Origin of the sequence: Microbacterium sp. Root166, from assembly GCF_001427145.1 — a bacterium.
Lineage (GTDB): Bacteria > Actinomycetota > Actinomycetes > Actinomycetales > Microbacteriaceae > Microbacterium.
In genome coordinates this window covers 453,660-475,179 of record NZ_LMGL01000001.1, presented here as the reverse complement: position 1 = coordinate 475,179, position 21,520 = coordinate 453,660, and the positions used below count along the sequence as shown (strand labels likewise).

Below are 21,520 nucleotides of genomic sequence, written 5' to 3'. Positions count from 1 at the left end.
GCGGCGATTCAGTGCAAGGGGAGCACGATCATGGCTGACACGCGTGAAGATCCACGCCGGCGGATGGGCTGGAAGGCCTGGGTCGGAATCGGCCTCGCAGCGGCGATCGTCCTCGGCCTGCTGGTGTGGGCGATGATCAGCTTCCGTCCGGCCGCCGAGGCGACCGGCTCCACGCCGACCGCCCCCTCGACGGCGACGGCGACCGCCACGGCGTCTCCGCAGCCGACCGAGTTCACAGCGCCGACTCCCGGGGCGACGGATTCGGTCTCGAAACCCGATGAGCCGGTCGAGGTGGCCCTCGATGAGCCCGCAGAGCCCGTGGAGGACGTCGTCGTCGACGTGACGTCGGTCGAGGCGGTCACGGCCGGGCGCGAGCTGCCCGGAGAGTCGAGCGGTCCAGCCGTCGCGGTGTCGGTGCGGATTTCGAACAACGGCGCGACTCCGCTGGACACCGGCGGATCGAACGTGAACCTGACGTACGGCGGAGACGAGCGGGTCCCCGCGGTCGCCGTCACCGATGACGATGCGACCGTGTGGCCCACCACTATCGCGCCGGGCGCGACCGCGACCGCGACTTTCTTCTTCGCAGTTCCGGATGCCCCGGAGGGGGACATCCGTGTTATCGTCGACCTGCTGGCGACTACGCCAGACGTCGTCTTCGTCGGGCCTCGGCCCGGCAACGCGATGTAAACTGGGGAATTTTCGCGCAAGCTACAGGGGTGTAGTGCGTCGCGGTCCATCATCTGGGGAGATGCAAGGATGGGCGTTTTCGCTGAATCCGGCAATGGTCGCAAGCGGTCGGCAATCGCCGCCATCACGACTTCGATCGCACTGATCATCGGCTCGCTGGCGTTCACGGCGCCGGCCGCGAACGCCGACGTGAGTCCACCGGAGGGTGATCCGCCCACGGTCACGGGCGATGCCCTGCCCACGGTGCAGATCAACGGCATCGTGTGGGACCAGGAGATCGTGGGCAACGTCGTGTACGCCGCCGGCTCTTTCTCGAGCGCCCGGCCCGCGGGCGCGGCAGCCGGAACCAACGAGACGCCACGCTCGAACCTGCTCGCGTTCAACCTCACGACCGGGGCGCTGATCACATCGTTCGCTCCGACCATCAACGCGCAGGTGCGACAGGTCGAGGCGTCCCCGGACGGCACGCGGCTGTACATCGTCGGCGATTTCACCACCGTCAACGGCAGCAACCGCAATCGCGTCGCAGCGTTCGAACTGCCGAGCGGGGCGCTGTCGTCCTTCAACCCGAACTCGAACGGCACGACGATCGGCGTCGACGCGACGAACACCACCGTGTACATCGCCGGCACGTTCGGCCGCGTGGGCGGACAAGACCGCTTCGGCGCAGCCGCGATCAACCGCGACGGCAGTCTGCAGCCGTGGGCACCCGTTCTCGAAGGCCGCCAGGGTCGCGTCGTGGTCGTCTCGCCGGACGGCGCGAAGGTCGTGATCGGCGGAAACTTCCAGACGCTCAACAACAGCAGCAACCCGGGCTACGGGCTCGCGATGGTCAGTGCAGCCGATGGTTCGCTCCTGCCCTTCGCGACCAACAACGTGATCCGCAACGCCGGCAACGACGCCGCCATCCTCTCGCTCAAGTCCAGCGGCGACGACATCTACGGCACCGGCTACGTGTTCGGCGAGGGCGGCAACCTCGAGGGCAGTTTCCGTTCCTCGTGGGCGACAGGCGATCTCACGTGGGTGAACGACTGCCACGGCGACCTCTACGACGTGCATCCCTTCGGCGACACCGTCTATCAGGCCGGCCATCCCCACTACTGCGGCAGCCTCGTCGGCGGATTCCCGCAGAGCGACCCGTGGACCTTCTACCGCGGCACCGCAGTGACGCGGGACGTGGAACGGATCACTCCGTACGGCCTCAATCTCGGCTACTACGACTTCGGCGGCAACCCTGCACCGAAGCTGCTCCACTGGTACCCCACGTTCAACGCCGCCAACGTGAGCGGCGCGTGGCAGGGCCCGTGGACCGTCACGGCCGGCGGTGACTATGTCGTGTTCGGCGGCGAGTTCACGCGCGTGAACAACACCGGCCAGCAGGGACTGGTGCGTTTCGCCGTCCCCTCCAAGTCGACCAACGCGCAGGGGCCCATCCTGTGGAACACGGCCTGGCAGCCGACCGCGCTCGCGCTGAGCGGCGGATCGATCCGGGTCAGCTGGCCGCTGAACTACGACCGCGACAGCGAGTTCCTCAAGTACGAGGTGCTGCGCAACAACGTCGTGATCAAGACCTTCGAGAACGTGCGGTCGAAGTCCCCTGACTGGGGACTTCCCCCGATGGCCTTCGTCGACACCAGTGTGACCAACGGCACCTCGTACACGTACCAGATCCGGGCGACCGACGCCCAGAATCACTCGATCACCGGTGCGACCGTCTCGGTGACCGCGTCCGGAACGACGACCGCCAGCGCGTATCGCAGCGCGGTGCTCACCGACACCCCGCTGAGCTACTGGCCGCTGGATGACTCGTCGTCGACCGTCTCTTACGACTGGGCAGGGGCATCGGATCTCGCCGTTCGCGGCGGCGTCACCCGGGAAACCGAGGGAGCGATCCTGGGCGAGCCCCGTGCGAGCTCGGACTTCAACGGCAACTCGGATGGCTTCGCCTCGACGACGAACGCGATCGCGGGTCCGAACAGCTTCGGTCTCGAGGCGTGGTTCAAGACCACGACGAACTCCGGCGGCAAGATCATCGGCTTCGGCAACAGCTCGACCGGCACGTCGTCGAACTACGACCGTCACGTCTATATGGAGCCCAGCGGCCAGATCACGTTCGGCGTCTACCCCGGTTCGTCGCAGACGATCTCGTCGGGCAGCACGTTCAACGACGGTCAGTGGCACCACATGACCGCCGGCATGAGCGAGAACGGGATGATCCTCTACATCGACGGAGTGCGCGTCGCGCAGCGGACCGACATCACCTCGGCGCAGCCGTACAACGGCTACTGGCGAGTCGGAGGCGACAGCCCCTGGTCGGGCAACGCGTTCTTCGACGGTCAAATCGACGAGGTCGCGGTCTACGGCGCCCCGCTCACGAAGCAGCAGACCGCGGCGCATTACAACGCCTCGGGACGCACGCTGGTCGGCTCCACGCCTCCGGCCGACGCCTACGGCGCCGCCGTCTACGATCTCGAGCCCGCCCTGTACTGGCGTCTCGGCGAGTCGTCGGGCAGCGTGGCGGAGGACGCGTCCGGATCGAACCAGCGCGGCACCTACTTCGGTGCCGTCGCCAAGGGCACGACCGGCGCGCTGACCGGTGTGTCCAACACCGCGGCGACGTTCGCAGGCGGCCAGGTGATCAGCCAGAACTCGTTCACCAACCCGCGTTCGTACTCGCTCGAGGCGTGGTTCAAGACGTCGACGACGACCGGTGGAAAGCTCATCGGCTTCGGCAACAGCTCGGACGGCAACTCCAGCGGCTACGACCGCCACGTCTACATGACGCCGGACGGCAAGCTGATCTACGGCGTCTGGGTGGGCTTCGGTGACACGCTGCAGACCTCCGACTCGTACAACGACGGCCAATGGCACCACGTCGTGGCGACGCAGGGGGCCGAAGGCATGCGCCTTTACGTCGACGGTGCTCTCAAGGGGACGAACGGTCAGACGAACGCCCAGGACTACACCGGGTACTGGCACGTCGGCGGTGACGTCACGTGGGGCCCGGGTGACTGGGAGTTCGACGGAACCATCGATGAGGTCGCGGTCTACCTGGGTCCGATCTCGCCCACTGATGTCGCTGCCCACTACGGACTCGGATCGACCGGGGAGCCGGCCAACGTGCCTCCGACGGCCGACTTCACGGCCGTGCCGACCAAGCTGAAGGTGGATGTCGACGCCTCCGCGTCGGATGACCCCGACGGCACGATCACCGGTTACAGCTGGAACTGGGGCGATGGCTCACCGGCGGGATCGGGCGAGACCGCGACGCACACCTATGGATCGGCGGGCAATTATACGGTGACCCTGACCGTGACCGACGACGACGGCGCCACGGCGACCGAGCAGACCGTGGTCAACGCGGTCGCCAACCAGGCGCCGACGGCTTCCTTCACCTCCGCAGTCAACGGGCGGACGGTCAACGCCGACGCCTCGGGATCGAACGACGGCGACGGAACGATCGCGAGCTACAGCTGGAACTGGGGCGACGGCACGGCCACGGAGACCGGTGTCACGAGGTCGCACACCTACGCTGCGGACGGCGGATACACGATCACCCTCACCGTCGTCGACAACGAGGGCGCCTCGACGACCACGACGGCCGCAGTGAATGTGACCGCACCCGTGGGAGCAGTCACCTATGCGAGCGACGCGTTCAACCGGACGGTCGCGAGCGGCTTGGGGACCGCGGACGTCGGTGGCGCCTGGCAGCTGGCCAACCCCGCGTCCAACTACCTGGTCAACGGCTCGGCCGGAACCTTCGTGCAGACCGCCGGAGGGGTCCAGCGGTACGCGTACCTGCCGAGCGTCGCATCGACCGACACCGCGCTCGACGTGGACGTCGCCTTGCCGCAGCGTCCGGTCGGCGGAAGCGCCTACTACACGATGTTCGCGCGTCGTGTCGGGACGGTCGACTACAAGTCGCGGGTCATCGTCGCGGCGAACGGCGCGGTCACCGTCCAGCTGCAGCAGACCGGCGCGGTCCTCACCAACGTGGGCACCTCGCTGAACCTCGCAGCGGGCGAAGCACTGCACGTTCGCACCGAAGCGACCGGAGTCTCGCCCACCACGATCCGGGTCAAGGTCTGGAAGGTCGGCACCACGGAGCCGGCCGCCTGGACCTCGTCCACGACCGACTCGACAGCGGCGCTTCAGGCCGCCGGTCACATCGGTCTGGGCGTGTACCTGGGCGGGTCCGTCTCGAACGTCCCGTTCCAGACGCGGTTCGACAACCTGTGGGCGGGATCGACCGCAGGCGGGCCGAACCCGCCTGCGAACGCGGCTCCGGTCGCGGCCTTCACCGCGACGCCCAACGGCCTCTCGGCCACGGTCGATGCCTCGACGTCCACGGACTCCGACGGCACGATCGCGTCCTACGCCTGGGAGTACGGCGACGGTGGCACAGCCACCGGCGTCACGCCGACGGCACACGAGTATGCGTCGGCGGGTACCTACTCCGTCAAGCTGACGGTGACGGATGACGACGGTGCGACGGGCACGATCACCAAGCCGGTGACGGTGACTGCCGGCGGCCCGGTCAACCAGAACCCCGTCGCGGCGTTCACCGCCACGCCGACCAACCTCACGGTCTCGGTCGACGGGTCCGCTTCCACGGACGACGGGACGATCGCCTCCTACGCCTGGAAGTTCGGAGACGGATCCACGGGCACCGGAGCGACCGCATCGCGGACGTATGCCGCTGGCGGAACATACACGGTCGAATTGACGGTGACCGACAACCTCGGCGCTACCAACACCATCACCAAGCCGGTCACCGTCGTGGCTCCTGCGGGAGCGCCGTTCGCACTCGATGACTTCGGGCGCGCGGCGGGTGCGCTCGGAGCTGCTCCGACGGGCGGAACCTGGACGCAGAACCTGGGACCGGCGAGCATCGCGATCGACAACGGCGCGGCGAAGTTCACCACGCTCGCGGCAGGTCAGACACTGACCGCGACACTGAACACTGCAACGGCCACCAGCACCGACCTGACGTTCTCGTTCAGTGCGCCGGCGGTCCCCGCGGGCGGTCGCGTGTACATCTCGGCGCTGGGCCGCGTCGTCGGCGCGGAGGACTACCGCGCACGCTGGCTGATCGGCACGAACGGTGCTGTCCAGGCCCAGCTGTCGCGTGGCGGGACCGTCATCGTCTGGCAGGACCTCGCCGGCGTGACGCTCACGCCCGGGGTGAAGTACAACGTCCGTGTGCAGGTCTTCGGCACGAGCCCGACGACTCTGCGCAGCAAGATCTGGGCGCAGGGGACGACGGAGCCTGCGGCCTGGCAGCTGAGCACCACCGACGCGACCGCCGGTCTGCAGGTCGCCGGGCACACGGGCATCAGCACCTACGCCGGCAGCACGCTCTCGAACGTGCCGTTCAGCATCCTCTTCGACGACTACCGAGCGGCAGGAGTGACGCCCTGACGTACACAGCCGCCTACGAGCGCCTCGCCGCCGCCCAGAAAGGGCGGGGGCGAGGTGCTCCGGCATACTCGATCTTCGTCAACCGGCCGTTGGGACGCGTCTTCGCCGCAGCGGCGTACTCGATCGGCCTGACCCCGAACCAGGTCTCGCTGATCAGCGCCGGACTGACCTTCACCGGAATCGTCCTTCTTGCCACGGTGCCGCCGTCGTTCGCGCTCGCCGTCGTCGTGTGGCTCCTTCTCGCTCTCGGCTATGCCTGGGACAGCGCTGACGGCCAGGTCGCACGCCTGCGCGGCGGTGGATCGCTGGCGGGCGAATGGCTCGATCACATCCTGGACTCGGCGAAGCTGGTCTCGCTGCACATCGCCGTCGCGATCGGCGCGTACCGCTTCTTCGACCTGCCGGATGCGCTGTGGCTGCTCGTGCCGCTCGGGTTCGCCATCGTGTCCACCGTGACGTTCTTCGGAATGATCCTCAACGATCTCCTGCGTGGAAAGCGCGGCGTGCCGCAGTCGGCGGAAGCCGGAGGCTCCTCGCTCGGTCGTTCCCTGCTGGGCCTGCCGACCGATTACGGTGTGTGGTGCCTGGCGTTCGTGCTCTGGGGCGTGCCGCAGGCGTTCATGCTGGTCTATTCGCTGCTCGCCCTGGCGGCGGTGCTTTATCTCGCCGCGGCGGTCACGGTGTGGTTCCGCAAGATGAAGGCGCTGGGCTAGCCGTCCACGGGCCTGGCGTGAGAAAGGTCTCATGTCAAGGCGACACGCAGGTGGGGATGTTATCGTTTCGAGATCTTTTTCCGGGTACCCCCGAGGGTGGCGCACGCCATCACTACCCGCAACGAGAACCCGAACCCGTTGGAGCCCCCCTTTGAGATCCACAATTCCCTCTATCGTCGCGGCTTTGGCGCTGGTGATCGGTGTACCCAACGCCGCCGCCGCAGCCCAGGCCCCCCTGAACGCGACAACCGCCTCTGACACGCCCGCCCTGTTCGCCGACGACATGAGCCGCGATGTCGCGGCCGGCCTCGGTACGACGACGAGCGGCGGCTCGTACAACCTGTCGGATCCGTCGGCGTTCTCTGTCGCGGCCGGCGAGGCGCGAGCGACGGTGCGCACGCCGGGCACCTCGGTGTCGGCGCGTGCGGCGAACGTCTCGCTCGCGGACGTCTCGGGCGGTGTGGAGTTCACCCTCGACCAGCTGCCGCAGGTGGGCGGAGGGATCTACCTCAGTTTCCAGTCGCGCCGGACCCAGGCGGGCTTCTATCAGGTGCAGGCGAGAGTCGATCCGCTCGGCCGGGTGCTTCTGGAAGCGCTGCGTGTCAACGGGCGGGAGCAGCAGTCCCTCGGCCGGCTCTTCGTGCCTGACTTCCAGGTCGAGGCCGGAGTCCCCTTCCGACTCGAGATGCAGATCGCGGGCGACACCGTCGCGATCGACGCTCGTGTCACGGCCGCTGATGCTCCGTCGACAGCGTGGCAGCTGTCGGTGAAGGATGCCGATTCCCGCCGGATCGTCGCCGCCGGCGCCGTCGGCGTCCGCGCCTATCTCTCGTCGAGCTCTCCCGCGCAGGCCGTGCGCTTCGACGATCTCACCGTGAGCGACCTCGGCGGAACGCCCGATCCGACCCCGGAGCCCACTCCGACCCCCGAGCCCACTCCGACCCCGGACCCCACTCCTTCGCCGGAGCCCACTCCGACGCCGGAGCCCACTCCGACCCCTACCCCGGAGCCCACCCCGCCGCCGACGACGACGCCTGAGCCCCCGAGCCCCAGCGACCCGACGTGGAGCGAGCAGTGGGCTCGCACCGACACGGGCGCGGCCGCGGTGGGGACGACGCAGTACCCGGTCCCCGCGGGCGCCGTCTACGTCGACGCCGATGCCGGCGCAGGCAGCGGCACCCTCGCCGCACCGTACAACTCGGTCCAGACAGCGGTCGACCGATCGCCGAACGGCACGGTGATCGTCCTCCGTGGCGGCGAATACCACCAGAGCGTGACCGTTCCGAACGGGAAGCGCGTCACGATCCAGCCGTACCCAAACGAATCCGTCTGGCTCGACGGCTCGGAGAAGATCTCCGCGTGGAGCCCCTCCGGCAACGCGTGGTACAGCGGCAGCTGGACCCACGACTTCGACTCCACACCTTCGTTCACCAAGGGTGAGGCCGATGGCACTGCGGCGGGCTGGAGATGGCTCGACCCCGCCTATCCCATGGCCGCTCACCCCGAGCAGGTCTGGATCGACGGCATCGCACAGCGCGAGGTCGGGTCGCTCGCCGCGCTCACGCCGGGAACGTTCTTCACCGACACCGCCAATGACCGGCTCTACCTCGGATCGAGCCCGCAGGGGCACGATGTCCGAGCGAGCACGCTCACCAAGGCTCTGTCGCTGCGAGGCGAGGGCACGGCCATCCGCGGCATCGGCGTCCGTAACTACGCGACGTCCGTCTGGATGATGGGCACAGTCACCGTCGAGGCTCCGAAGATCTCGATCGAGAACGTTCAGATCCAGGATTCGGCGTCGACCGGCCTGTTCGTGGGCGCCGCCGACGCGGTCGTTCGCGACGTCACGCTGGCTCGGAACGGCCTCATGGGCCTCGGCGCGAACCTCGCCGACCGGTTGGCCGTCGACGGACTGCTCGCCGTCGAGAACAACAGCGAGCACTTCAACCACGCCCCGGTCTCGGGCGGCCTGAAGATCGCGAAGACGCGTGGCCTCACCGTCACCGGCTCCGCGTTCCTGCGGAACAACGGACCGGGACTGTGGACGGATCAGTCGGTGTACGACATCGACATCTCCGGATCGGACTTCGTCGAGAACGCCGGCGCCGGGGTGTTCCTCGAGCTGTCGCAGAAGATCGACTTCGTCAACAACCTCGTCCTGCGCAACGCGGGCAACGCGATGAAGATCAACAACACCGGCGGCGTCAACATCTGGAACAACACGATCGTCGGCGGCAACCGCGTGCTCAACATCGTTCAGGATGAGCGCAGTGCCAGCGACCCGTCGGTGCCGGGTCACGACCCGCGTCAGCCCTTCCCGGACCCGACGATGCCGTGGGTCATCCGCGACATCTCGATCGGGAACAACGTCATCGCGAGCAGCTCGGGCAACTGCACCGTCTGCGTCGAGGACTACTCGCACCAGTACGCCGCCAGCGACCTGAACATCCGCTCCAACGGCAACGTCATCCAGCGCAACGCCGCCAACGCGCCCACATGGTTCGTCGTCTGGTCGCGCGGTGCGGCCAATGTCAACCCGTACGTCTTCTCGACGTTCGGCGCCTACCAGTCGACGACCGGACAGGACGCACGTTCGCTCGCGCTCGAAGGACGCGCGGTGACCGACCAGAGTGGCCGCGTGCTCGGTGATCTCGCGCCCCAGGCAGCGACCGTCGCCCTCGCTCCGCCGGCATCGGTCGTCGGTTTCCTCGGAACGGGCACGGCCTCGATGGGGGCGCTGTTCCGCTGATACAGCGGACTGCTCGACACAGCTGAAGAGACGAGGGCCCGGCACGCGATCAGCGTGCCGGGCCCTCGTCGGCTTTCGCGCTACGGCTGGGCGGGTCCTGCCCAGAAGTTGTCGTAGCTGTACACCAGCGGAGCGGTGGCACTGCCCGACAGGTAGCTGTTGATGCCGACATAGCCGGGTGCCTGCAGTACGGGAGTGCTGTCGGATGCCGTGAGCACCCAGTTCGCCGGTTCTGCCGTCCCGGTGCGCCAGATCTTCGCCTTGACGGTCGTCGCGTTCGTGCCCGTCACCTGAACGCGGACGTCGAGCGAGTCTGCTCCCGTGACGGACATGCCTGGGATGGTCAGGCTGTTCAGGACCGTCTCGGCACCGCCGACCGTGCGGGTGAGCCACACGGCGACAGCCCCGTTGGCAGCCACCCGGAACTTGGCACGGTAGTCGGTCTGATTGTCGATCTGCCTGCCGATCGCCGAGAAGTAGTAACCGCCTCCGGTCGCAGCCTGACCCAGCGCGACGGTGAAGCGCTCCTCGGTGTTCGTCGACGGCGCGGCGGCCGGCAGTGAAGCGGTGTAGCTGTTGCCCGCTGACAGGTTGACCTTCGCGAGCCCGCCGGACACGGAGAACTTGCCGAGCGCCGTGGTGGTGCTCGGGTTCATCGTCCACGTGCCACCGATCTCCGAGGCGCCCCAGCCGTTGGAGGCGACGCGCTCGAAGGTGTCCTTGGCCCACACCAGGGGTGCGGTGACCGTGACCTGCGCGCTGGCCGTGGCGACGAGGCCCCGGTCGTCGGTGACCGACAGGGCCACGGTGTAGGTCCCGGCCGCCGCATAGGCGTGGGATGAGGTGACCCCGGCACCGGCGGTGCCGTCGCCGTAGTCCCACGCGTACGTGGCGATCGTTCCGTCGGGGTCGGTCGACGCCGAAGCGTCGACGGCCACGGTGAGATTCGTCACCGTCGGAGTGAACGACGCGGTCGGTGCTTGGTTGGCGACGACCGCGACATCCTGGGTGAGCGCAGAGGTCGCGCCGCGGTTGTCGGTGACGGTAAGGGTGACCGAGTAGGTGCCGGCGGCCGCGTACGTGTGCTGCACCGCCACGCCGGTGCCGGAGGCGCCGTCTCCGAACGCCCAGGCGTAAGAGGCGATCGTCCCGTCGGGATCGGACGAACCCGACGCGTCGAACGAGGCGACGAGCAGGTCCTTCGCCGCGGAGAAGGCAGCGACGGGTGCCTGGTTCGGAGCCGCGATCGTCGTGATCGACTTCGTCTCGGTGGAGGCGGCGCCGTCGTCGTCCGTGACGGTGAGCTCCACGGAGTACGTTCCCGCGGCGTCGTAGACATGCGTGACCGCTGCGCCGGTGCCCGTCTCGCCGTCGCCGAAGTCCCACTCGTAGCCGGCGATCGTGCCGTCGGCATCCGAGGACCCGGCGGCGTCGAAAGTCACCGAGAGGTTCGTGGGCGTCGACGTGAACGCCGCGACGGGAGCGACGTTGGGGGCGACGACGACCGAGTGCGTCGCGGTGCTCACGAGCGATGTGGCATCTGTGACCTTCAGCATCACGGAGTAAGTGCCGGCTGTCTCGTACGTGTGCGAAGCGGTCATACCCGTCGCGACCGAACCATCGCCGAACGTCCACTGGTAGGTGACGATGTCGCCGTCGGGGTCGGTCGACCCGGTCGCATCGACCGAGACCGCCAGTTCGTCGGTCACCTCGGTGAACGCCGCGACCGGAGCCCGGTTGTTCGGGGTGCGTCCGCTGGCCGCGTAGTGCGAGCGGATGCGCTCCTCAGTGAGGGCGGTGGGGTACACCGCGGCCTCGTCCAGCGTTCCGTTGAGGTAGTTGCTCGATGTGCTGCCGAAGGTGCGGTCGCCACCGATCCGCCAATGGCCCCGGTAGTTCTGCGACCCGGTGACGTCGTTGCTGGCCACGAGCTGCGCATCGACCCAGAGCCTCATCCCCTGCGAACCCTGCGTCGCGACGACGTGGTGCCATTGACCGTCGTTGTAGGCGGTCGGACTGACGATCGTCACGCGCGAGCCGTTGTCGACTCCGAAGTTCAGCCGGCCGTTGCTCTGCAGGACGATGTGGCGGTCATAACTGCTGCTCAGGCCGCTGGTCGTGTTGCCGAACCCGATCAGCTTGCCGCCGCTCGTGCTGGTGGACTTGAACCAGACCTCGGCCGAATACGCACTCGGCGCGTTCCACGCTTCCTGTGCGACGACGACCGCAGAAGTGCCGTTGAAGCGCATCGCGGTGTCGCCGGTGATCGCGCCGGCCTGGCTGCGGGTGACGGTGCCTGCCTGCGTGCCCGTCGTGCCGCCGGCGGCGAAGTCGCCGATGGTGGTCCCGGCCGTCTCGTTGAGGCGCCAGTACAGGTCGGGCTGGTCGGTCGAGACGTCTGCGCCGTAGGCATCGGTCGGCGCAGCGGTCCAGCCCGCAGCGCGGGAGCTGGCGAGGAAGTGCGACTGCACCTCGCTCTTCGCGAGCGCCTTGTCGTACACCGCCACGTCGTCGATGCTGCCCGCCAGCGCCGCGTCGCTCGGCCGGTTCGCGAAGCCCGTCATCTGGTCCGCGCCGATCCGCCAGTAGCCGAGCAGCGCCTTCGGAGTCGTGTAGCTCTGGTCGCGGCCGACGCGCTCGCCGTCGACGTACAGTTCCATCCCGCCGGCGCCGACGGTGCCGACGACGTGGTGCCACTGACCGTCGTTGATGCCGGAGCGGCTGTAGATCGTCCGGTACGAGCCGCTGTGGATCGCGAAGTTGACGCGACCCGACGTGTCGAGGTAGAGCACACGGTCGGTGTTGCCCGACGTCGATGTGCCGGTGGCGGAGTCGCCGTAGCCGACGATCCGTCCGCCACGCGTGCTGGTGGTCTTCACCCACGCTTCGACGGTCGTCGCCGTGCCCGCGGGAACGGCGTCGGTCGTCGTCATGCGGGGGTTGCTGCCACCCGCTGACGTCACGGCCTTGTCGGTATCGTTCAGGATCGCGCCACCCGTGCCGAGGGTCAGGCTCAGCAGTGTTCCGGGCGCGTCTCCGATGTCGTCGTAGAGCTTTCCGGATGCCTCGCCCAGGCGCCAGTAGTGCGTGGCGCCGCTGTCGCGGATCGCCGACCGGTAGACCGAGGGAGCAGCCGCGGACACCGTGATGTAGGGCGACCAGGCGCTCCACTGGACGTTGCCGTCGGCATCCTTGGCCCGCACCTGGTACCGGACCTGACTGCCGGGGACCTGTCCCGTGTCGGTGACGCTCAGGTTCGGCAGCGACCAGAACTCGCTGTCGCTGCGGGTGAACGTCGCGATCTTCGTCGCCGGGCTGCGGAAGACGTCATAGGTGATCGTCGCGCTGTCGCGGTCCCACACGCTGCCGAAGGGCACCTCCACGACTCCCGACTCGTTCGAGTACGGCGCCGGCGTGAAGGAGGCGTTGTTGATGGGGCCGACGACGTGGGGCGAGCTCGCCCGCTTCGCGAAGCGCACGAGACCCTGCTGTGCCGTGGTGTTCACCTTGGGGAACTCACCGCCGAGCACGATGTAGTCCGCGTTGCCGGTGACCGACCACGCTGCCTGCTTCGCGGACGTGTAGGTGCCGAACTCGAGGTCCGGGTACCAGTGCAGCAGGCCGGAGTAGGGAAGACCCGTGAAGTCCCAGCCGTAGGCGTCCTTCTTCGTGATCGTGCCGATCGGGAAGGTCGGTTCGGCCGTGGCCTTCTGCCACCGGGCGCGCGGGTTCGTGTCGGGGAAGCCGCCGACGACGGTGCAATCGTGGCGGTGGCCGACGGAGTAGAGGACCTGATCCTGCGGGTAGCTCGAGTACGTGTCGCCGAGGCAGTCGTTCACCCACTTGATCTCGCCCGTGTAGGGGTCCGCGGCGAACGTTCCCTCGAACGATGCGCCGGCGCCGAACGCGTAGCCGGTGCCGTAGACCTGCACGCCGTCGGTGCTCAGGCTGGAGATCGCGCCGTTCAGCCCGGCGGACCTGATCCTGTCGACCGCAGCCCAAGGCAACACCGCGCCGGTGGACGCGTCGATCGAGCCCATGCCGTAGGCCGGCTGCCCGTTCAGCTCCGTGAACCCTCCGGCGACGATGATGCGCGAGCTGTCCGGGCTGGAGACCATGTCCCACACGAAGCCGTCGCCCGTGGCCGTGGGCGCCCACGGGGTGATCGCCTCCGTCGTGGAATCCCAGGCGGCCAGCTGGGTGCGGGGCTGCCCGCCGCTGGAGCGGAAGTTGCCGCCGACGAAGACCTTTGTCCCCGAGAAGGCGAAGCCCCGCACCTGGCCGTCGGTCCGGGGCGCCCACGAGAGGAGCGCACCGGACGCGACGTCGAAGGCGGCGACATGCGAACGGGCCTGACCATCGACCGCGGTGAAGTCGCCGCCGAAGTAGACCGTTCTGCCGTCGGGTGCCGCGCGTACCGTGAGCCCCTGTCCGTCGAAGGAGTGGGAGAAGTTCGGGATCGGGTTGCCCGTGCGGATGTCGAACGCGAACACGTTGTTCGCGGCGATCTCGCCGGCGCCGCCGACGGCCACTCCGGGGGGGCGCGCCTTGCTGAAGCTGCCGGTGACGTACACCGTGTTCCCGACCACGGTCTGGCTCCAGACCACGCCGTTGATCTGCCAGGTGGGCAGCACATCTGCAGTCACCGTGGCGGGCAGCGCCGGGGTCTCTGCGGCCGTCGCCCGCTCAGGCGGCATGACCACCATCGCCAGGGCCGAGAGGACGATGGCGGCGGTCGTCAGCGAAGCGAGTGTGCGGCGGAGACGAGTGCTCCGTGGTGCCGGGGTGTTGCCTGACATGGAGCTTCCTCGGGTAGGTGATGCGGGTGCTGTGAACGGGTGACCCTGGATCGAAGGCATCTCAGCTCAGAGCTCCGCGGAAGACGGCGGATGTGTGCGTCGCGTCGAAGTCGACGACGAGCGTGATCTGGGAACGGGACTCATCAGGCACCGCAAAGGCGTAGACGGCGGTGGTGGTCTCACCGGGCTCGAGGGTGCCGGAGAAGTCCTGTACGTCGGCCTCCGCCGCGTAGACCCGGGGAACCGCTCCGCTCGTCTGATCGAGAAGCGTGAGCACGGCGGTGCCGAGGTCGATGGCGGTGTCGGATGCGTTCGCCAAGCGGAGAGTCAATCGGGCGTACGGGCGGCCCGGGAAGCTGCCTGGGCCTTGAGAGGTCTCCTCGGCCCAGGTGACGTCCATGATCTGCAGCGTGACGCCGTCGGTGTAGCTGACCGGCTCGGACGTGGACGCGGGTTCTGCCGTGTGACTGGGCGCCTCGGTGGATCCGGGCCGCATCACCTTCGCAACGGGCTGATCGGCGTCGATGTCGGGAGCGGCGGACCCCTCGGTCGCGGAGTCGCTCGGGTTCGGGCTCGGGGTTTCATCCGTCGCCGGTGCCGAGGCTGACGCGCTCGACACCGGCGCAGATGTGCTCTCGTCGGGCGATGCGTTCGAGCACGCGACAAGGCTCACGCACAGCAGTGCTGCGGCAATAGATGCGCACGCTCGTACAATCCCCACGATTGCAGACTCCCCAGTCTTGAGCTGGAGGTTCCCCCGGCGCCGCGCGAAGCGGAGCACTTTCGATGGATCACCCCCAAAGTGATCCACACCCCCAGCAGGCTCAGCATACTGCCACGAAGGCGGATCGCGCACCCTTCATCTCGGAATGACGACATTCCGATCTGCAACCTCAGTGCGGGGCAGTCGCGCGCTCGGCCAGGGCCGACGAGAGACGCCTGTGGAACGTGCCGGTGCCGTAGAGCCGGCGTGCGCGCTCGGCGTCGGCAGTGGCGTGCCCGCGAAAGTCGCCCCAGTGCTCGTGAACGCGCCGCAGTCCCTCGGTCAGCGCCATCTCGTCATCGGGCACGACCCGCACGGCCGACGCGAAGCCGTCGGCCGCCTCTCGCAGCCCGGTGTGGTCTGCCACGACGACCGCACGTTCACTCATGAGCGCCTCGATGACGACGTTGCCGAACGACTCGTCCAACCGTGACGGAACGACCGCTACGTCCGAAGCGGCGAATTCGTCCCAGACCACCTCGCGGAATCCCGTGAAGCTCACCATGTCACCGAGGTCGAGCTCTGCGACGAGCCCGCGGAGCTCTTCTTCGTACCACTCGTAGCCGGGAAAGACCGCCCCCACGAGTTCCACGCGGGGCTCTATGCCCGAATCCCGCAGGCGCGCTGCCGCTCGGACGACGAGATCGACGCCCTTGCGAGGGGACAGGCGCCCCACATAGACGATCCGCATCGGCCCGTCGAGGGACTCGCGGGCAGGACTGGGGGCGGCGGGCGCCTGCACGCCGTTGGACACGACGCGTGCACGGTCGCGTTTCTCGAGCCACGCCGATCCGGACACGCGCCGGCTCGTCTCCGAATTGAAGATGATCCCGTTCGCAAAACGCAGCGGAGCCGTCAGCAGCGTGCGCGCGGGGCGCGAGAGCGCGGATTCGGCCTCGTGGACGTACACCACGACGGGCCGCCGGCACCAGCGTGCAGCGAGGGTCCAGAACGGAATCGTCACCGTGTTGGCGAGCACCACGTCTGGCCGAACGTCCTTGATGAGACGCCGCATGGCGGGAAGCTGTGTGAAGACCTCGCGCGTGAGCGCCAGCATGCCCCGCCCGCTCAGCGCGCTCTTGCGCACCACGGGGACGGGAAGTATCCGCACCTCCGCCCCGGCGGTGCGCAGCTGCGCCACGAGCGGGCCGTCGATGGAGCAGGTGACGACGGTTCGCCAGCCGAGCCCCGTCAGCCCCCGTACGGCTTCGAGCACCATGCGATCCGAACCGTACAGATCCGCCGACGGGTTCGCGATCAGCACAGTGCGAGAGGCCGCCTGCTCTTCGCCGGTGGGAGACATCTCAGCGCGATGCCCAGTACTCGTCCACGAGGTTCACGGTCGAGGCGATGTTGCCGCGGCTGGACGCGCCGAAGACGATGGACTCCAGGTTGGGGAGCCCGCACACCCATTCGATCGCCTCACGTGCGGGCAGAGCGCCACTGGCGAAAACGGACATCGCGACGGCGCGGAACGGACGCTTGTCCATTGCGTCGAGGTATGCGTCGACGCCGCCCGACATGCGGAACCCCAGCTTGTTGATGTTCGAGCAGACGATCGGGTTCTCGACGCCGGCCCGATCCAGGTCATCCAGCAAGCGCGGCAGATTCATCGTGATGAATCCCGGCTCGGCGTTGTAGCGCTTGCGGACGTGATCGGCGAAGATCCGCAGCGCGTCAGTGAAGCCGAGCCCCGACAGCAGATCGACGACGACGTTCTGCATCCAGATCACCGGCGTCTCCAGGCCGGCGAACATCTTGAGCTCGGCGTCGACGAGCAGCGTGGACACGCCCTCGATGTCTTTGCGGGCCAGTGACGAGGTGCCGCGCGCGATGCTGTCGAGCAATCCCTCCTCGGGAAGGAACTTGCGGATCGCGCCCAGGAACCCGTCCTCGGTCACCGCATTGGCGTACTTGTGCGCATAAGGCATGCACGGGAAGAACTTCATCTGCGCATAGCGCTCGGGGTTCGCCCGCACGCGGTCAGTGACCTCCGCGATGCGGTCGTGCGTCGTGCACATGAACGTCCTGACGCCCTCGTCGTATGCGTCATCGAGCACGCGCATGATGGAGTCGAGGTCCTGGAACCGCATCTGCTGAGCGCGGGCCTTCTCCTCGGACATGTGGTTCACGCCGAAGAACTGGTTGTCGCCGAACAGGAGCCGGTCCATTGTGGGTGCAGCAGTCGTTGTCATCATTTCCCTACCCGAAGTCGGCGAAGCGCGGCGCCGATCCGGCGCCGCGACGCCGGTGCCGGCGTCGGTGAGGTGGCGGACACCTCCGATGTGAGGCGCGTCTCTTCGCGCGCCGAGTCCTCGCTGATCATCGAGATGACCCGATCGGTCAGCGCAGCCGAGGTGAAGTCGTTCTCGCCGTCGGCCTGTCCTGCGATCACTCGCTTGACGAACGAATCCAGCTGAGCACTGTACTCCTCCCCTCGGAGGTAGAACCAGGGCGCCTCACTGAGCTCGGTGGTGTACCGAACGTTCCAGCCGACCCGGTAACCCTCGGGGATCGGCGCCGTGTCGCGCAGGTAGACCTGGATCTCCTGCCGGTCCGCGTAGATCCGTCCGTGCGTACCCCACAGTGTGACCTTCGTGGTCATCTTCCGCTGCGACTCATCGGACCAGTTCGCGACGATCTGCGCGGTCCCGCCCGGGTAGTGGAGGGTACTGGCGACGGCGTCATCGATCTGAGCGGAGAAGATGCTCGTCAGCTGGCTGCCGCTGACGGACTCGGGCGCTCCGAGATACCACGTGAGGAGGTTGAGCGGATGAGCGGCGTAGTCGTAGAGGCAGCCGCCACCGGTCGAACGCTGACTGCGCCACGTGCGACCCGAGGGCTTGAGCACCACGGGGCCGTACGCCTCCGCCAAGGCGGTGTTGACGGGCCCGATGGCGCCGAGTTCGAGGAGCCGCTGGACCTCGCGGAAGGCGCCCACGAAGCGGTTGTGGTAGCCCACTTGTGTGACGAGTCCCCGCGCGGCGGCAGCCTCGGCGAGCACGACGCTCTCGCCCGGATCGATGACCAGCGGCTTCTCGCAGAAGACGTGGATGCCGCGCTCCAGCGCTGATCGGATCATGCCGGCGTGGAGGTGCGTCGGTGTTGCGATGATGATCGCCTGAGGTTCGGCCTCGTCGAGCATCCTGTCGAGGTCTTTGAAGGTCTTCACGCCCGTGTACTTCGCGAGGATGTCGAGGAGATACCCGGTCGCATCGCACACCCCGACGAGATTCACATCTGGGTGGGCCTTGATCATCGCGAGATGCGACAGGCCCATCTTGCCGAGCCCGACAACGGCGACATCGATCACGGGGTGACTCCGATCTTCTGGGGCGCGTGCCCATGGCGCTCGAGTGCCGTGAGCAGTGCGCGCTCGTACTCGCCGCCGATCTTGCTCCAAGTGAACTCGGCTCGGAATCGAGCGCGACTGGCCTGGCCCATCCTCAGGCGCCGGCCTTCATCGGCCAACAAGGACGTGAGCAGGGGGGCCAGGTCCTCGGCATCCGAGAAGTATGCGTTCTCGGGGCCGGCCACCCAGCTGTTGTAAGCATTGTCGTGCGCCACGATCGCGTTTCCTGCGGCCATCGCCTCGACGAGAGAGGGGTTGGTGCCCCCGACGGTGTGCCCGTGGATGTACAGCGCGGAGTGGAAGCGCAGCGACTGCAGCCGATCCTGCTCGAAGATCGCGCCGGGGAACACGACCTCGGAGGACGCCGCTGCCTGCACCTGGACGTGGTACGGATCCTCCTGGCCGTACGGCCCGACCACCACCAGCGGCATCCCGCGCTCCTGAGCGGACCAGGCGGTGACGATCTCGAGAATGGAGTTCTCGGGAATCGGGCGGCAGACGACCATCGCATACCGACCGGGACGGAGACCGAGTTCTTCGACAGGCTGAGCGGTCGCCTCCGTCACCTCGTGTGCGCCATACGTGATCGTGTGCACGCGCCGGCGTCCGAAGTGACGCCGAAGATAGGTCGCTATCACCGGGTGATCCGCGATGAGCACATCGCCGACCCAGCCGGCGAGCCGCTCATTGGCGAGCAGGATGCCCTGCTTGATCAGGCCCCAACGTCTGCGAGTCCACTCCATGCCGTCCATGTTGATGACATTCGGTATGCCGCGCAGTCGTGGCACCACGTCGAAGACGCCGGTGTTGTAGCCGAAGGTCAGCCAGACATCGCCCGGCTCGTGCGCGGCCACCGCGTGCCGCACGGACGTGAGGTCGAAGGCGGACGTTCCGCGCCATCCTTCCTTCGGCTCGTGGATCAGCGTCCGCTTCAGTCCGTTCCATTCGTCGGTCTCGATGGGACCGGAGCCCGAGAGCTGGCAGTACACCTCGACAGCCCACCCGCGGTCTCGCAGGTACAGCCCGATGTTCTCCGCTGCGGTTTCGAATCCGCCATAACCGGCGGGGACCCCATGGGTTCCGAGAATTCGGACAGTAGAAACCACGATGAGAGAAAGGCCTTCCAAGTTCAGAGTGTGAAGCGCGCACGGCGAACGGGGCTCCCGCCGGACTCGCCGATGGGCTCAGTATGCGCCATCTGGGCGGATCATGACCTTAGCGGTGCGCCACATGATCATCAGGTCGGTCACGACGGACCAGTTCTCCACGTAGAGGAGATCCAGCCGTACACTCTCCTCCCACGAAAGATCGCTGCGGCCACTGACCTGCCAGAGCCCGGTGATGCCCGGTTTGATGAATAGACGCCGGTAGACCTTGCCGTCGTACTCGCGCACCTCCTGGGGAAGTGGCGGCCGCGGGCCGACGACGCTCATATCGCCGCGGAACACGTTCCAGAATTGCGGCAGCTCGTCCAGAGAGTACTTGCGCAGGATCGTCCCGACCCGCGTGATCCTCGGATCCTGCTTCATTTTGAACAGGAGCCCGGATCCCTCGTTCTGCGCCTGCAGCATGGCCAGTTCCGACTCGGCGCCCACGCGCATCGTCCGGAACTTCATCATGAAGAACTCCTGGCCGTCGCGGCCGATGCGCGTCTGCCGGAAGAAGATCGGACCGCGCGAGTCGATGCGGATCGCGAGCGCGATGAACGGGGTGATCAGCGCGATCGGGATGAGCGCGACAGCCGCGAGGACGATGTCCATCGCCCGCTTCAGGGTGTGCCGGCCGCCTTCGAACACCGGAATGTTCACGTGGATGAGTGGAAGCCCGTCGACCGGACGCAGCGAAATCCTGGGACCGGCGACGTCCGCGAGCCGGCTCGACAGGATGAGCTCGGCGGCGGTTCCCTCGATCTCCCAGCTGAGGCGCTTGATGTACTCCGGATCCGTATCGGGTCGGCTCGCGATGATGATCGAGTCCGCGCCCAGTGCGCTCGCCGTCTGCGCGACGCTCGAGAGATCGCCGACGGAGCTGTAGGAGTGTCCGTCGACGATGACCGCCTGATCGGTGGAGTCGGCGACCGTCGTCCCGATCACGAGGTACCCGAGCTGCCCGTCGCGCTGGAGGGTGCGGATGACGTACTCGACATCATCCCGGCTGCCCGCAACCAGCGTGCGCGACACGTAGTGCCCGAAGCGACGCTGGAGTCGAAGCCACCGCCGCCACGACCAGCGTCCGATCAGCAGTCCCAGCAGTCCGAGCGGCGCCGCGATCATGAGCTGGGCGCGGATCCCCTGCCACTGGAAGACGACGAATGCGATCGCCAGGATGCCGAAGGCCAGTCCGGACGCGTGGGCGACGCGCTTGTACTCGGTCGCCCCTGCTCCCATGACCTGGCGCTCGCGCGTGTGGAAGGCGGTCAGCAAGACGAGCCAGAACGCTGCGGCGACCACCGGGATCAGCACCAAGACGATCGGCGCTGCGACCAGACCCAGGGGTGCAGACAGTGGCATCTGCAGGAAGGTCGCCGCCGACGTGGCCACGAGGACCACCCCGGTGTCGGTGGCACGCAGTCGACGGGCATAACGCCGTTCCCACAGCAGACGGCGTTGCAGCGTCGGCGTCGACCGGGGCGTGACGCCCGTGCTCGGCGGCGCCGCTCGGTCGCCCGGCGAAAGCGCGGTGATGGTGCCCAGAGTCGGCACGGGCAGAGCGCGCAGGCCGACCGGGAGCGCGCTTTCGACGGCGCTCACCGCTTGTCCCCATTATTTGAAAGCGCGAAAACGCGCGACCATCGAAGCATCGATGCATCCCCAGATTGTCCCCAGTGATCCGTGGGCCCCCCCACGGATACGTTCTCTGAGCATCACGGCCGCTTTGGTGATACATCTGCGGTGTCCGGCCCCAAGCTGGACATCGCGCGACCGGTGAACGATCAGTGAACGCTTTGTGAGTCTAGCCAGAAAAGCCGATGGCGCGTAAGAGGCTCGCGAACACGCTTCTCGCGGGAATGGAGAAGGCCCCGGAGCTGGGGAC

11 protein-coding genes are annotated in these 21,520 nt (G+C 67.6%); 4 read left to right on the top strand and 7 right to left on the bottom strand.

Annotated features, from left to right (window positions below):
* Positions 1 to 30 precede the first annotated feature (30 nt).
* From ASD56_RS02125 to ASD56_RS16095, 4 genes are all read left to right on the top strand, one after another.
* Positions 31 to 690, top strand: coding sequence for a DUF4352 domain-containing protein (locus ASD56_RS02125; RefSeq protein WP_082541182.1), 660 nt, complete (start codon positions 31 to 33; stop codon positions 688 to 690).
* Between the two features lie 69 nt (positions 691 to 759).
* Complete coding sequence (locus ASD56_RS02120) at positions 760 to 6,111, top strand: PKD domain-containing protein (protein WP_055960672.1); 5,352 nt, start codon at positions 760 to 762, stop codon at positions 6,109 to 6,111.
* An 89-nt stretch (positions 6,112 to 6,200) separates the two neighbouring features.
* The gene (locus tag ASD56_RS02115; protein WP_082541181.1) at positions 6,201 to 6,824 is read left to right on the top strand and encodes a CDP-alcohol phosphatidyltransferase family protein; all 624 of its coding nucleotides are present in this window, start codon (positions 6,201 to 6,203) and stop codon (positions 6,822 to 6,824) included.
* Positions 6,825 to 7,017: 193 nt separating this feature from the next.
* Entirely contained in the window at positions 7,018 to 9,573 is a 2,556-nt protein-coding gene (locus tag ASD56_RS16095; protein ID WP_235565566.1) for a right-handed parallel beta-helix repeat-containing protein, read from the top strand.
* 80 nt (positions 9,574 to 9,653) lie between these two features.
* Here the strand turns inward: ASD56_RS16095 and ASD56_RS02105 are convergent, their stop codons facing one another.
* The 7 genes from ASD56_RS02105 to ASD56_RS02075 all read right to left on the bottom strand — a co-directional run bounded on the left by ASD56_RS02105 (position 9,654) and on the right by ASD56_RS02075 (position 21,237).
* Positions 9,654 to 14,372, bottom strand: a complete 4,719-nt coding sequence (locus ASD56_RS02105; protein WP_055960666.1) for a LamG domain-containing protein — start codon at positions 14,370 to 14,372, stop codon at positions 9,654 to 9,656.
* A gap of 61 nt (positions 14,373 to 14,433) precedes the next feature.
* Positions 14,434 to 14,991 carry a hypothetical protein gene (locus tag ASD56_RS02100; protein ID WP_055960664.1) on the bottom strand — a complete coding sequence of 186 codons (558 nt, stop codon included), beginning with the start codon at positions 14,989 to 14,991 and terminating at the stop codon, positions 14,434 to 14,436.
* A 274-nt stretch (positions 14,992 to 15,265) separates the two neighbouring features.
* Positions 15,266 to 16,438 carry a glycosyltransferase gene (locus ASD56_RS02095; RefSeq protein WP_055960663.1) on the bottom strand — a complete coding sequence of 391 codons (1,173 nt, stop codon included), beginning with the start codon at positions 16,436 to 16,438 and terminating at the stop codon, positions 15,266 to 15,268.
* Between the two features lies 1 nt (position 16,439).
* Entirely contained in the window at positions 16,440 to 17,330 is an 891-nt protein-coding gene (locus ASD56_RS02090; protein WP_235565479.1) for a hypothetical protein, read from the bottom strand.
* Positions 17,330 to 18,448 (bottom strand): Gfo/Idh/MocA family protein, encoded by a 1,119-nt coding sequence (locus ASD56_RS02085; protein WP_055960659.1) that lies wholly within the window; start codon positions 18,446 to 18,448, stop codon positions 17,330 to 17,332. Before ASD56_RS02085 ends, ASD56_RS02090 begins: the two co-directional genes overlap by 1 nt.
* Positions 18,445 to 19,593, bottom strand: coding sequence for a DUF1972 domain-containing protein (locus ASD56_RS02080; protein WP_055960657.1), 1,149 nt, complete (start codon positions 19,591 to 19,593; stop codon positions 18,445 to 18,447). Before ASD56_RS02080 ends, ASD56_RS02085 begins: the two co-directional genes overlap by 4 nt.
* Before the next feature lie 78 nt (positions 19,594 to 19,671).
* Positions 19,672 to 21,237 (bottom strand): sugar transferase, encoded by a 1,566-nt coding sequence (locus ASD56_RS02075; protein ID WP_235565477.1) that lies wholly within the window; start codon positions 21,235 to 21,237, stop codon positions 19,672 to 19,674.
* Positions 21,238 to 21,520 lie beyond the last annotated feature (283 nt).